The organism is Archangium sp. Cb G35 (genome assembly GCF_001896145.1).
Taxonomy (GTDB): Bacteria; Myxococcota; Myxococcia; order Myxococcales; family Myxococcaceae; genus Archangium; species Archangium violaceum.
Genome location: NZ_MPOI01000004.1, coordinates 508,182 through 521,453 on the forward strand (window position 1 = coordinate 508,182; position 13,272 = coordinate 521,453).

General features: G+C 68.0%; 15 protein-coding genes. 10 read left to right on the top strand and 5 right to left on the bottom strand.

All coding sequences use genetic code 11. The annotated features are described in order from the left end of the window. Positions 1-28 precede the first annotated feature (28 nt). Entirely contained in the window at positions 29-523 is a 495-nt protein-coding gene (locus BO221_RS15535; RefSeq protein WP_073561214.1) for a DoxX family protein, read from the top strand. Between the two features lie 41 nt (positions 524-564). Here the strand turns inward: BO221_RS15535 and BO221_RS15540 are convergent, their stop codons facing one another. After that, complete coding sequence (locus BO221_RS15540) at positions 565-1,653, bottom strand: acyltransferase domain-containing protein (protein WP_073561215.1); 1,089 nt, start codon at positions 1,651-1,653, stop codon at positions 565-567. Positions 1,654-1,878: 225 nt separating this feature from the next. Here BO221_RS15540 and BO221_RS15545 point away from each other — a divergent pair, with 225 nt between their 5' ends. The 6 genes from BO221_RS15545 (at position 1,879) to BO221_RS15570 (ending at position 8,215) form a co-directional block, all read left to right on the top strand. Then, positions 1,879-3,870 (top strand): protein kinase, encoded by a 1,992-nt coding sequence (locus tag BO221_RS15545; RefSeq protein ID WP_073561216.1) that lies wholly within the window; start codon positions 1,879-1,881, stop codon positions 3,868-3,870. A gap of 9 nt (positions 3,871-3,879) precedes the next feature. Then, positions 3,880-4,536: a TetR/AcrR family transcriptional regulator gene (locus BO221_RS15550; RefSeq protein WP_143195463.1), complete on the top strand. Its 657-nt coding sequence runs from the start codon at positions 3,880-3,882 to the stop codon at positions 4,534-4,536. 107 nt (positions 4,537-4,643) lie between these two features. Continuing rightward, positions 4,644-5,369, top strand: a complete 726-nt coding sequence (locus BO221_RS15555; RefSeq protein WP_233166021.1) for a ubiquinone biosynthesis protein COQ4 — start codon at positions 4,644-4,646, stop codon at positions 5,367-5,369. 103 nt (positions 5,370-5,472) lie between these two features. Continuing rightward, on the top strand, positions 5,473-6,339 hold the full coding sequence (locus BO221_RS15560) for a DUF2381 family protein (protein ID WP_158079850.1): 867 nt from the start codon (positions 5,473-5,475) through the stop codon (positions 6,337-6,339). A gap of 156 nt (positions 6,340-6,495) precedes the next feature. Continuing rightward, positions 6,496-6,846, top strand: coding sequence for a hypothetical protein (locus BO221_RS15565; protein ID WP_369864944.1), 351 nt, complete (start codon positions 6,496-6,498; stop codon positions 6,844-6,846). A gap of 175 nt (positions 6,847-7,021) precedes the next feature. Beyond that, on the top strand, positions 7,022-8,215 hold the full coding sequence (locus BO221_RS15570; RefSeq protein ID WP_233166023.1) for an FAD-dependent monooxygenase: 1,194 nt from the start codon (positions 7,022-7,024) through the stop codon (positions 8,213-8,215). 7 nt (positions 8,216-8,222) lie between these two features. Here the strand turns inward: BO221_RS15570 and BO221_RS15575 are convergent, their stop codons facing one another. From BO221_RS15575 to BO221_RS15590, 4 genes are all read right to left on the bottom strand, one after another. After that, a complete protein-coding gene (locus BO221_RS15575) occupies positions 8,223-8,972 on the bottom strand; it encodes a hypothetical protein (protein ID WP_073561221.1) in 750 nt (249 codons plus the stop codon). A 110-nt stretch (positions 8,973-9,082) separates the two neighbouring features. Continuing rightward, positions 9,083-9,304: a microviridin/marinostatin family tricyclic proteinase inhibitor gene (locus BO221_RS15580; protein WP_073561222.1), complete on the bottom strand. Its 222-nt coding sequence runs from the start codon at positions 9,302-9,304 to the stop codon at positions 9,083-9,085. Between the two features lie 106 nt (positions 9,305-9,410). Beyond that, on the bottom strand, positions 9,411-10,529 hold the full coding sequence (locus BO221_RS15585) for an acyltransferase (protein ID WP_073561223.1): 1,119 nt from the start codon (positions 10,527-10,529) through the stop codon (positions 9,411-9,413). 7 nt (positions 10,530-10,536) lie between these two features. Beyond that, a complete protein-coding gene (locus BO221_RS15590) occupies positions 10,537-11,595 on the bottom strand; it encodes a 3-oxoacyl-ACP synthase III family protein (protein ID WP_073561224.1) in 1,059 nt (352 codons plus the stop codon). A gap of 516 nt (positions 11,596-12,111) precedes the next feature. Here BO221_RS15590 and BO221_RS15595 point away from each other — a divergent pair. The 3 genes from BO221_RS15595 (at position 12,112) to BO221_RS15605 (ending at position 13,267) form a co-directional block, all read left to right on the top strand. Next, positions 12,112-12,594 carry a peptidylprolyl isomerase gene (locus tag BO221_RS15595; protein WP_073561225.1) on the top strand — a complete coding sequence of 161 codons (483 nt, stop codon included), beginning with the start codon at positions 12,112-12,114 and terminating at the stop codon, positions 12,592-12,594. Between the two features lie 132 nt (positions 12,595-12,726). Continuing rightward, the gene (locus tag BO221_RS15600) at positions 12,727-12,963 is read left to right on the top strand and encodes a hypothetical protein (RefSeq protein WP_073561226.1); all 237 of its coding nucleotides are present in this window, start codon (positions 12,727-12,729) and stop codon (positions 12,961-12,963) included. 82 nt (positions 12,964-13,045) lie between these two features. Beyond that, positions 13,046-13,267, top strand: coding sequence for a hypothetical protein (locus BO221_RS15605; RefSeq protein ID WP_073561227.1), 222 nt, complete (start codon positions 13,046-13,048; stop codon positions 13,265-13,267). Positions 13,268-13,272: the final 5 nt, after the last annotated feature.

Sequence of the window (13,272 nt, forward strand, 5' to 3'; positions counted from 1 at the left end):
GCAACCACACCGTATTCGGAGGGGATGAATGGCGACCACGACCCTGATGGCACTCGAAGGCCAGTTGGCGAATCACTCGGCGCTTCCGCTCCGGGCCACCCTCGGCTCGACGATGCTCTACCACGGCCTCTCCAAGCTGAAGCCAGAGGGCCTGGAGCAGACCTCACAGTTCTTCGACAGCCTCGGCCTCAAGCCCGCGCGGCCCCTGGCGCTCGCCACGGCGTGGACCGAGACCCTCGCCGGCGCCCTCTCCCTCCTGGGCATCGGCACCCGCGTGGCCGCCCTCTCCATCCTCGCGACCCAGGCCGTGGCCATCGCGAAGGTGCACGCCTCCAAGGGCTTCGACAACCTCAAGGGCGGCTACGAGTTCAACCTGTCCCTCATCGCCGCGGCCCTCGGGCTGCTGCTCGGCGGACCCGGCAAGCTGTCCGTCCACCAGGCCGTCCGGCCCCACCGCCGCTGGAGCCTGCTGCGCCGCAAGAGTCTCAGTCCCCTGGACCGGCTCGCCCTGCTCCTCGGCTGAGAGCTCCCGGAGGCCCCGCTCCGCCCGGGGCCTCCCCTGCCTCAAGCCACGTTCGCCAGGAGCGGCTCCCCGTCCACCGATAATGACGCCTCGGCCTGCCGCTCCGGCTCGGGCGGCCGGGACAGGCTCCGCAGTGTCGACAGCATCTCCTGGGCCGGCTCCTTGCCGCGCCGCATCGACACGAACAGCCGCCCTTCGACTCCCGAGCCCTCCAGGCACGACTCCAGCGAGTGCTTCACCAGCGGATGCGGGCTGACCTCCAGGAAGGCCTCGTGTCCCACGTCGAGCAGCGTGTCCACCGCCTCGCGGAACAGCACCGGCTCGGCGAGATTGCGCACCCAGTAACCCGCGTCGAACCGTGGCCCCGCCAGCGTGCCTCCCGTCACCGTGGAGACGATGGGCAGCCGCTCCGAGCGCGGGCAGATGTCGCGCAACAGCCCGTGGAGCTCCTCGCGGTACGGATCCACCTGCGGACAGTGCGCCGCCACCTCCGAGTCCACCCGGCGCGCCGGCACCCCGCGCCGGCGCAGCGCCGCCAGCACCCGGTCCAACACCTCCGGCTCCGCGGCCACCACCGTCCACTCGGGGCTCGCGTGGATGACGCGCCATACCTGGCCCGCGAACTCGGGCAGGGCCTCGCCCACCCGCGCCCACGGCAACCCCACCACCGCCATGGCCCCCTTCCCCTTCAGCTTCCCCACCGTGCGGCCCTGGTGGCAGATGACCCGCATCGCGTCCTCCAGCGACAGCACTCCCGCCACGTGCGCCGCCGCCACCTCGCCGATGCTGTGCCCCACCACCGCCGCCGGCTCTATCCCCCACGAGCGCCACAGCGCCGCCAGGGCGATCTCCATGGACACGATCGCCGGACAGCTCACCTCGATGTCCCCCAGCCGCGCGTCCTCCGCCGTCAGCGCCTCCAGCAGCGACCAGCCCATCAGCCGCCGCACCTGCACGTCACAGGCCTTCAGCACCAGCGCGAACACCGTCGAGCGCTCCAGCAGCGCACGGCCCATGCCCGTCCATTGCGAGCCCTGCCCGGAGAACACGAAGACCGGTCTGCACGGACCCTCCCCAGAGCCCTTCTGGCCCTCGGAACGCATCCGGGACTCCTTGGAGGTCCACCGCATGCCCCACTCCCCTCCGGGGCCGCCTCGATTCCACCAACAGGGAGGGTCGAAACAGCCCCACCGAATCAATTCAGCAGAGGTGTATTATTACTTTGTTTTCCAGGGAAAGTGAAGTTCGTATTTCACGGCTGGTGGATTCTTCGTTTCCTACCATTCTCTCATGGGGTGGAACTCACACCCTGTGGCTGGCGGTGGGAGGCGGGTAGTCGTAAAAATCGGGGATCCATGAGCCAGGTTCATTACCAGTCACTGGGTCCTTTGATGCCGGGAGAGGGCTCGCGCCCGTTCCTGGCGTTGGCGCTGGAAGAAGGAGTCGCGCCGCGACCCGTGGTTTTGGTGTGGGCTCCAACCGAAGTCGTGCAGGACGCGATGCAGCGGGCGCGGCTGGAGCGGGAGACGGAGCGCGCCGTCGTCTTCGAGCATCCCAACATCCTGCGGGTGCACGGGCTGACGACGCTGGACGGCCGGCTGGCGCGCGTGACGGAGTACGCGGATGGCGAGCCGCTGCGCCAGGTGTTGGACGCGGCCGCGACCCAGCGGTTGCCGCCGGCCTTCGCGGCGCTGGTGGCCGCGGACGTGGCCATGGGCGTGCACTACGCGCACGTGGCGGGCAATGACGATGGGACGCCGCTGATCCACGGCGACCTGCGCCCGGAGACCGTGATGGTCTCGTTCCACGGCGTGTGCAAGGTGTCGGGGTACGGCGCGCTCGGGGTGGCGCCGCGGGAGCGCAATGGACGCCGCGTGCGCAACCGGCGCCTGTACATCGCCCCCGAGCAGCTCATGGGAGGCCGCGAGGCGTCCTCGGTGCTGACGGATGTGTTCCTCCTGGGGCTGCTGCTGTACGAGTGCCTCTCGGGGCGCAAGCCGTTCCAGGATTCGATCGAGCCGGACAAGGCGATCCTCAACCGTCCGTTGCCGCCGCTGCCGCCCGAGATTCCCCTGCCCTACAACGAGGTGGTGCGCCGCGCGACGGCCAAGCGCTCCGGAGACCGGTACCCGAGTGCCCTCGCCTTCCGCGAGGCCCTGGTGGCCGTCTCGGGCGAGCTGCCCTCGTCCACGGCCTTCGCCGAGCTGATCTCGAAGCTGATCCCTCCCGACAACGAGCTGCGGGCCGCCCGGAAGCGGACGATCGACAAGGGACTCGAGGCGCTCGCTCGCGGGGAGATCGCACCCGTGGCCGCGCCCGCCCTCTCGCCCGCGCCCATCACCGGTTCCGCGCCCGTGGTCGCGCCCGCGCGCCTCACCGGGTCCATGCCCGCGGTGGCGCCCATCACCGGGTCCGCGCCCGTGGTCGCGCCCGCGCGCTTCAGCGGGCCCGTGCCCGTGGTCGCGCCCGAGCCCGTCTCCGCCCGCACGCAGATCCCCATCACCGGGTCCGCGCCAATCATCGCGCCCGAACCCGTCTCCGCTCGCACGCAGATCCCCATCACCGGGACCGCGGCCATCGTGGCTCCGGCCGCGTCCGCCCCGAGCGAGCCGGCTCCGAGCGCGGCACCGTCGGCCGGGGCCGAGGTCCCCGCTGTCGCGGCTCCGCCTCCGGCCATGCCCGAGGACCGGCCCGTGCGTGGTGCGCGCCGCTCGTCCGCGCCCATGGCCGTCGCGGTGGGAGCCGTGCTGCTCCTGAGCGCGGTAGGCGCCGTCTGGAGCGTCCGGAAGCCCCCACCCGGCGCCGAGGACATGGGAATGGACGCGGGCGAGGAGCTGCGGTTCGACACGCCGGTGCTGCTCGAGGCCGCGCCCCAGTCCCCACCGGATGCCGGAGTGCGCGTGGCAGCGGCCCCGGCGGCGCCGACCGTGCCGCCCACGCCGGTGGAGATCATCGTGAATCCCGACGTGACGGTGTCCGTGAATGGCAAGGCCATGGGCCGCTCGCCGCTGACGGTTCCGCTCGCGCCGGGCCGCCACATGCTCAGCTTCCTGGATGAGGCCCGGGGGTTGAACACGGCGCGGATGATCGACGTGCGCTCCACGCCGGATACGGTGACGTTCCGCATCCGCCTGGGCATGGGCTCCATCCTGGTGCACGCGCCTTCGGGCTCGAAGGTGATGCTCGACGGGCAGAGCCTGGGAACGGCGCCGGTCTCCGAGAAGACGCTGTTCGAGGGCGAGCACCACCTGCGCGTCACCCAGAACGAGGACGTCTGGGAGAAGAGCTTCGTGCTGCCGGGAGACCAGCGCATGGTCTTCAACGTGGACTTCCAGGCGGAGGAGTAGGCCGGCCCGGTGCCCAAGCCCCCGAAGAGACAGGCGCGAGGCGGTCGTGGCTCGCGAGAGCCGGTGGAGCCCGCCCCCGTGGATCCGCGGGTCCACCGCAGCCGCGCCATGCTCCGCGACGCGCTCCTCACGTTGATTCGTGAGCGGGGCTTCGACGCCATCAACGTGCAGGACATCACCGAGCGCGCCCAGCTCAACCGCAGCACCTTCTACCTGCACTACCGCGACAAGGACGAGCTGCTCACGCACATCATGCGGGACATGCTCTCCGAGCTCTCGCGGAAGAGTCAGCCGCTGGGGGACCCGGCCGAGCGCCTCCATCGAACCCTGGCGGACTGGTTCCAGCATGCGGCCGAGCACGCCGAGCTGTACCACCTCATGCTCGGCCAGAGCGGCATGCGCGCCTACCAGGTCCAGTTGCGCAACATCCTCGAGCACCTCATGAACCGCGACCTGGAGGGCTCCGTTCTTCCTCCCCAGCTCGAGGGGGTGCCTCTCCCCATCGTGAATCGCTTCATGACCTCGGCCTACCTGGGCGTGCTCGAGTGGTGGTTGGATCGACGCTCGCCCCATGCACCCGAGGACATGGCGCGGTGGCTGGGAGCGCTCACCTCCCTGCTGGTGAGCCCACCGGCCGCCGCGCCCCGGGCCCCTCGAGGCCGGTAGTCCTCCCCGGACTTCTTCGACATTCGCGAGCGCGTGTCGATTAAGCGGCGCCCCGTCAGGGAGTGTCGGTTGTGCGCCACTCTCCGCGATGACACATCCGCATCATCATGATGCTGACCGAGACACAAAAAGACGATCTGGCGCGCGACCTCCCCTCCTTCCTGCCCACGCTCCCCGAGAATCCCTCGCTGTCCACCCGTTTGCGCGTGGGCCTTCAGGCGCTCAAGGCCCTCCAGGTCAATCCCACGGACCCCGCCTGGGGCGCCCTGTTCTACGACAGCGTGGAGATTGGCCTGTGCGCGTCGCTCGCCCGGAACTTCTCCCGCCATGAGGAGGGCCGCCGCCTGCTGGCCGAGAGGCCCTCGTTGAAGGCCTCGGCGATGGACCTGGATGCGCTCGAGAAGCTTCCCGTGGGGTCACTCGGCCACACGTTCGCGCGCTACTTCCGGGATCAGGGGCTGACGCCGATCGACACCCTCACCCCGCCGAAGAACGACGCCCAGTACGTCGCCACGCGCCTGCGGGAGACACATGACTTGCACCACATGGTGACCGGCTACAGCACCGATGTCCTGGGCGAGATGGAGCTGCAGGCGTTCACCCTGGGCAACCTCCACCTGCGCACCTCTCTCCTCATCCTGCTCCAGTCGGGGAAGGCATCCCAGCGAGTGCCCGGATTCGATGCGGCCCAATATGCCCGGAGGCTGTGGACCGCGTTCCGGCGCGGCGGTCAGTCCCGGCAGCTCGCCAGCTTCCGGTGGGAGGACCACTGGGCGACGCCGCTCGCCATGCTGCGCGAGCAGCTCGTCGCTCCCGCGCGGCAGTGGAATTGAGGCACACCGCTGGACGTCCGCAACCCGATTTCGTAGGTTAGCTGGCCGTATGCGGAACTTCCTACCTCTGCAGTCTACCCTGCTCCTCGTCCTCGTGGCGTCCATGGCCGCGGCCAAGGGACGTGAGCCTGTCTCCCGGAGCCTCTACCTTCCAGACGATCCAAGGGAGGCGGTGCACCCGGTGTACGTCGCCGGTGAGATGGGAACCGTGCTCCGGTTCGCGCAGCCGGTCGACCCAGCCAGGACGAAGATGCTGGGCTGGGAAGGCCGCTTCGAGCCCTTGCTCGCAGGGGGTCAGCTCGTCGTCGTGACACCCCTCAAGGACCTCGACCCGGAGGATCGGTTCCTGCTGGTCGTAACGCTCCAGAATGGGAAGGAACTCCCCTTCACCGTCACGGCACAGGAAGCGCGGTTCGATCATCAGGTGAATGTGTTCCCTGTCGAAGAAAGCCCGGAAGCACTCCGGAGCCGACTGGCTCATCACCAGACCCGGGAACGGGTTCTCGAGGAAGAGAATGAGCGCTACCGCAACGAGGAGACCTCGATCGATCACGCCCTCGCCGCACTCCTGACCAGGGGGGCGGTGAAGATGACATCGATGCGTCCGACGCTGGTTCACCTCTTCAAGAACCCCCACGGCGTTGAATTCCGGATAACCGTCCTCGCCAGCAAGAAAGACAACAAGGTCGCGGTCGTCTTCGACGTGAAGAACAACAGCCCAACCGAGCCTTGGAGTCTGTTGGAAGCGCGCCTAGTGACCGAGACTGGAGGAGAGAAGAAGCCTTTTGCGCTGCGTGCCACCCAGGAGTACCTGGCACCAAGAGGAATGAGCGGGACCATTGCCGTCGTCATGGACGAGAGCGTCTTCGACTCGAGCAATGGCCCCGAGCGGCTCGTTCTAGAGCTCTTCCGTCGAGGAACCGGGCTCCGAGAGGCTTGGGTTCTCCTGGATCGACAACTGTTGCGCTAGTACATGGGTGCCCACATGGCTCTGACCCACGTGCCGCTTCTTGCCTCCGTCGTCCTGCTGTGTGTGTGCTCCGGTTGTGCGACTCCCGGAGGCGTGCCCCTTCGCGCAGATGGGAGCCCAGGCCCGCAGGAATGCCCGGAAAAAGCACTCGAGGTCATGCGAGTACTTCACCTGAATGTGGGGGACGGCTCGACTGTTGAACTGGACACCAACCAGACCGACACCAGCCCCATCACCCTGTATGACGGGCCCGTGGAAAGCATGCTGCACAAGAGCCTCGGGCCCCTTCCGCCCGTTACCCGCCTTTATGGCCGGGTGTGGACGGGTGGCCCGCAGGTCGTCATCCGGTATTACGAGGCACACGTGCCCGACGAAGAGCCGATTCCCATTTGCGCTGTGGCTCGTCTCGCTCGTGGTCAGTTGCAGAAGAAGCCAGAGTCCAAACCCGGAACGGCCATCCTCGAGTTCTCCAGTGCTGGTGTCTTCGTCGTGAATGCGTTCCGGTGAGCCGACGGTCTGGAACAGTCCAAAAGTGATGACCCTCACCCCCCGCCCTCTCCCAGAGGGAGAGGGAGCCGCAGGTGTCAGCGTCTGAGCCAATGCCCGGATGTGGATTGACGCCCCCTGATCTCCGGCACTATGTCCGCCCGCCTCCATGTCGCGGACAACGAATCCCCAGGTCGTGATCGTCGGAGCGGGCCCCGCGGGCCTGCTGCTCGCCTACCAGTTGGTGACCAACGGCGTGCCGGTACGCGTGCTCGAGAGACATCCCGACTTCGAGCGCGAGTTCCGCGGCGAGTTCCTCCAGCCCTCGGTGCTCGGGGCCCTGGAGCAGCTCGGCATCCTCCCGCTGCTCACGGAGCGGAAGCTCGCGTTCCCGGATGTCGAGCGTCGTCTCTTCGTGGGAAAGACCCGGCGGGTCATGGTTCCGGGCGGCAAGGAGCGGGGCTCGCTCATCTCCCAGGCCGGATTGCTCGGGCTGATCCACGAGCTGTGCGGCCGTTTCCCGCACTACCAGATGGATTTCGGCACCACCGCCCTCCAGACCCTCCGCGAGAACGGCCGGGTCGTGGCCCTGAAGACGCGCCGCGAGGGCTCCGAGGGCCGTGCCGACGGTGACGTCTTCATCGACTGCAGCGGCCGCAACAGCGGGCTGCGCAAGGACGTGGGCATCCAGACCGAGTCCAACCAGGTCCCCGCCGACGTGGTGTGGCTGCGCTTCGACTTCTCGGACGCCCCGGAGTTGCTACCCGGGAGCCTCGACGTCCACATGTTCGGCAAGGGCGTGGTGGCCGTCTTCCACCGCACCACGCGCTCCCGCTTGCAGGTGGCCTACAGCGCGCCCGGAGATCTCGGCGGCCTGCGCAAGAACCTCCCCGAGCTGCGGCGCCAGCTCCTCCCCACCGTGCCCGAGAAGCTGCGGCCCCATATCGAGGCGAAGCTCGACGAGAACACCGAGACCCAGTTCCTCCGCGTCGTCGTCGATCGGCTCGAGCGCTGGCATGTCCCCGGGCTCCTCTTCCTCGGAGACGCCGCGCACACAATGTCTCCCTCGGGTGGCCAGGGGTTGAACCTGGCCCTGCGTGACAGCATCGTGGCCGCCAACCACCTGCTCGATGCCCTGCGCGCTGGTGAGCCCATCGACGAGCGTGTCTTCCAGAAGATCCAGGACGAGCGCCGCCCCGAGGCCGATCAGATCCAGGCCATGCAGACCCGCGTGCACCGCATGGTCATGGCCCCCATGTTCGTCGAGCACCTCATGTTCACCGTACTCGGGGTCGTGCTGAAGCTCTCGAAGAAGGCCAGCCAGGGCAGCCAGGGCGTCACCCGGGTGGACATGCGCTACGGGATTCCAGTGGCCCAGCTCCCCCGCTGATCCCTCCCTACTCCTTCCAGGGAAGCTCCTGGGTGCGTTGCGTCTCACCATCCTCTCCCGCCACGACGCTCGTGGTGACCCGCATGCGCCCCGGCGAGGGGAAGGTGACGGCATCCGGGTAGAGATAGGCGTAGGGCGTCCAGGACACCTGCTCGGCGGAGAGACCGCTGCGGTGCACGAGCGTGGGAGTGCCTCCCGTGAGGGGCACCTTCAACACGTCCCCGCGCCGGTTGCGGCAGAGGATCCACCGGCCCCCTGGCGACAACGCCGGGGAGAAGCAGCCCTTCACCCAGGGCGAGGCCTTCCCGGTCCGGAGCTCGATCCGGTAGAGCTCGACGCGCCAGTCCCCCATGTCTCGCGGACCGAGGCCCACCCAGTCGGTGATGACGTGCTCCAGCGAGGGCGTCATCACCAGGTGGCCCCCCGTGAGCGAGCCGCCCTTGCTGGAGTCCGGCAGCCGCAGCACGGGCTGGCCGGGGCGGTAGACGAAGACCTGAACGTCACACGAATCCCCGCCACACTCCGTCGTGAGTTGGAGGAGCGCGGCCTTTCCTCCCGCCACCGCGGTGAGCGAGCACTCCTCGAGCGGCTGCGCATGGCCCGTGAGGGCCTGGCACTCCTCGCGCGAGAGGGGCTCCTCGTCGCTCTTCATCGCCTGCGCTACCCGTTGCTGGAGCTCGGCGGGAGGCGGCTTCGCGGCGCTGTCCGTCGCGGGCGGGGAAGCCCGGGCGCTCGACGCAAACAGGAGCAGGAACATCCACCGACGACCCACGACGGGACCGGACGATCGCATGAGGCCCGACGATACGGCTGGAGGCACCGCCAGGTCATGGGGGGCCGATCGCGGTCCCGGCGAGGAATGGGGCGTCAGTAGACGGCGCCGCCATCCTCGTTGTCCGAGGGGAACTTCAAGGTGGTGAAGATCGGCTCCTTGTCACCCTCGTCACAATCCGAGGGGAACTTCTTGGTCTGCGGTCCCGGTGGGGGTCTGCCACCCGAAGCCTGCTCGAGCTCCTGCGCCTCCAGCAGGTGCGCGAAGAAGGGTTTCCCACCCTTCCGAGGCACCTTGTCCTTCGCGTTCTTCTTCATGTCCGGACTCCTCGCGGCCTGTCGGCCATTGGGGGTACACGTCTATGAAGAAGGAATCCGCACGGAACGGGTGTGACGGAAGGGATCCGGACGCCAACCCGCTCCCCTAGGCACCGGGCAGGGAGGTATGCGCCTCCAGGCTGTCTCCCCGGGAGACGATGAAACACACGCGGGGAATGGGCGTGATCACGTCGAACGTGTGCGGCGCGCCCGTGCCGAAGTCGAGCAGCGACAGATCGAAGCGGGAGATGTTGTTGACCAGCAGCCCGTGGCTCTCCGTCGAGAAGCCCACCAGATCCACGCCCTCGGTCCCCCACGTGCGCCGCACCTCCTCCAGCAGCGCATGGCTCCGGAGGAAGTCCTCGGCGCTCGCGGACTGGAGCCGCGCCCGGATGCGGGCCGCGAGCGCTGGCACCGGAAGCGTCGCGGCCTCCTCGGGCGAAAGCGGCACGCGCAGCGGCAGCCCCGCATTGCCGAAGTACGACGCCGGCAGCAGCCTGGGAACGCGCCGGAAGTCGAAGACCGTGCCCAGCTCCGGCTCGGCCCTGGGCCTCCGATCGGGCTGCCGACGGTAGTGCCGCCACAGGAGGGCCGCCAGCACGTCGCCCGCCGTCACCTGGGGACGGCTCACCCGTGCGTCCCGCAGCAGCGTCTCCACCTCCTCGCGAGAGAAGCGCCGGATGTCCCAGCGGTAGTCCTCACGGACGCGAGGAGACGGGGGCACCCGAAGCCCGAAGCCCGCACGCCGCAACTGCGCCTCCAGGGGCAGGGACTTGTCCAGCGACGGCGCCGGAGGAAACTCGGGCTCGGAGGTGGCCGGGAGCACCGGGGCCTGCCCGCGCACGGCCCGCGCCCACGCGCTCAGGAAGAGCACCAGGCTGCCCCCATCGCCGAGCCCGTGCGACATGCTCGCCCCGAGGCACCCTCCTCCCGAGGTGAAACGGGAGATCTTCAACCGGCACCGGGGCGGCCCGGAGCCCGGCCGCACGGTGTCGAAGAGCACGGCCCGAGAAACCTTGTCCTCGGGGGGCTCCTCGACCCCCGAGATGTCGAGCAGCGGGACCCCTTCCCCCAACCGCGGGAACGCGGGCAGGGTCCGCGCCAGCCCCTCGGCCAGCACCTCCGCCGCGGGCAACCGCTCGTAGAAGAAGGCGAACTCGATGGGGAGATCATCCGGCCCCGCGAAGAACTCATCCAGGGCCGACAACGACACCGGTCCGCTCATGACCCTCTCAGGGGAAACGGTAGATCACTCCACCCGAATGCAGCCCCGAGCCGACCCCGAGGATCAACGCGGTCTGCCCGGACTTGTGGCGCCCCGAGTGCAGGAAGCCGTGCAGCACGAGCCCCAGCGAGGCCGCCGCGCAGTTGCCCTGCTCCTCCATGTTGAAGAACGACTTCTCCTCGGGGATGCCGGTGCTCTTGAGCCAGCGCCGCTGCAGCTGCGCGTTGCTCATGTTGAAAAGCACCCAGTCCGCCTCCTTCATCTCCCGGGCGGCGAGCACCTCGGTGTGCAGCCGCGAGAACGCCTGGTTGATGTTGTTGGGGACGCTCCGGTAGTCGATGACGAAGTGGTCCTCCAACACCTCCTGGAAGTTGTCGCGGGTGGGCACGTGCTTGGAGCCGCCGAACTTCTTGTGCACCACGTCCCGGCCGGGCTCCGTGTGCATGTGGAAGGAGGAGAAACCACACGGCTCCTTGCTCCGCTCCGCCGACAGCACGAGCGCCGCCGCCCCATCGCCGAAGATGGTCGCCTGCAGCCAGATGCGATCCTTGAGCTCCGGCTTGTTGTACGAGGACATGGAGCTGGCCGCGCACACGAGCACGTTGCGCGCCTGGCCCGAGCGGATCATCGACGTGGCCAGCATCATCGCGTTGAGCGTGCCCGCGCATCCGGCGATGTGCGTGAGCGCCACCACATTGGCGGGCGCCCCCAGCCGCTGATGCAGGATGCACGCGGGATCCGGCGTGCACACCGTGGTGGGCGTGAGGGTCACGAACAGGATGACCTGCACATCACTGATGTGCATCCCCGCGTCCTTCAGCGCCCGCTTCGCCGCCTCGTGGACGAGATCGTCCTCGTCGAGATCGTCGAGCCGGTCGTGCTTGTAGTCGTAGCGGGTGTGCCGCGTCCTGACTCCAAAAGTCTCGTAGACCCAGTTTGGATCCCGCCGACCATGCCACTGGCAGATGTCCTCGTTGGTAAAGGCGAGCGGCGGCAGCGCCATTCCGCTGCCCCGAATCACCACCGAGGGAGAAACGTCGTTCCGGAACGAGTTCGACGGGACCATAAACCGTCCTTAGCAGCCCGAAGGGTGGAGTGAGTCGACGGGATCGATGGGCGGCTTCCTGGGACAGCCATCGAGAGCCCATCCGATGAATTCGTGAGGAACACGCACGCCGGGCTGACCACGACAAGAGTACTACAGCCGCGAGCTACTCTCATCTGGGTCAGTCGGGCACCACATGGGGTTCTTGGAACCCACGCCTGTCCTGGAGTTCATGAATGGAAACGCATGCATGTCCCGCACTCGCGAGGACTCGGAGTCCACGTGGTGGACCTCTTTCGTTTCACCCGCTCGAACAGATCCAGCGAAGTTGAATCTCGTGGAGCAGGCCGCCACCACGCGTGCTACAGAGCCCCGGCACCCACTCACCTGGTAGGCAGGTGAGCGACCCGCTCCGGTGCACGGAGCGAATGTGCAACCCCATCATCAGTCAGGCACGGCAGGAGTCCCCCTTCCCCGCACCGCCGGTGGAAGGTCCAGCTCCCAGCGCGCTTGAGAACAGCCCCGAGGAGGGCATCCATGCAGATCGCGAAGGACAGCGTCGTCTCCATCGACTACCGGCTCCACCTGGGTGACGGGAAGATCATCGACGAGAGTGAACCGGGAGATCCGCTCGTCTACCTGCACGGGTACGAGGAGATCGTCCCGGGGCTGGAGAAGGCGCTCGAGGGCAAGAAGGCGGGCGAGTCGTTGAAGGTGGTGGTCGAGCCCAAGGACGGCTACGGGGAATACGATCCGGATGGCGTGGAGGAAGTGCCGCGCGAGGACTTCCCGCCGGACATGGAGCTGGAGGCCGGCGGCATCGTCAGCGCCACGGACGAGGACGGCGATGACGTCGAGTTCCTCGTGAAGGAAGTCCGGGCCAAGACGGTGGTGATCGACTTCAACGATCCGATGGCCGGCAAGACGCTCCACTTCGACGTCACCGTGCGTGAGGTGCGCGCGGCGACGAAGGAAGAGCTCGAGCACGGCCACGCACACGGCCCCGGCCACGAGCACTGAACCCACGCCTCCCCCGATACACGGTCCAGGCCTCACTCCGCCCCACACCAGGGCATGTGAGGCTTGACCCATCTTGGCGTGCCTTCCTACGGTTCCGGGTCTTCAAACCCCGTGGCACCGGGCGGAGGCCCCATGCGGTACACGCGCAAGAACATCTCGGAATTGCTGGAGACGGTGAGCGGAAGCCCGGACGTGAGCGGCTTCGCCACGACGTCGAACATCGTGGGCCACACGATGGTGATGGTGGCGTCGGCCGGAGGAACGGCCTGGCAGAACATGTACGACCCCAACCACCGCATCTGCGAGGACGGCACCACGCCCACGCCCGAGGACGCCGGGCGCATCCACGGCAACTGCGTCGTCTACTAGCGCCCCACATTCCTTGACGGGTGTGGCGATGACTTCCTAGGCTTTCCTTTTTTCCACACACCGTGGCACACGGAGAGTACGGATGCGTTACACGCGCAAGGATGTCTCGGAGCTGCTGGAGACGGTGAACGGAGGCCCGGACGTGAAGGGCTTCGCCACGACGTCGAACATCGCGGGCAACGTGATGGTGATGGTGGCGTCGGGCCCGGGCACGGTCTGGCAGAACGTCTACAACCCGAGCCACCGCATCTGCGAGGACGGGACGACCCAGCCCTACTCCGAGGACGTAGGCAGCGTCTGCTAAGAGCA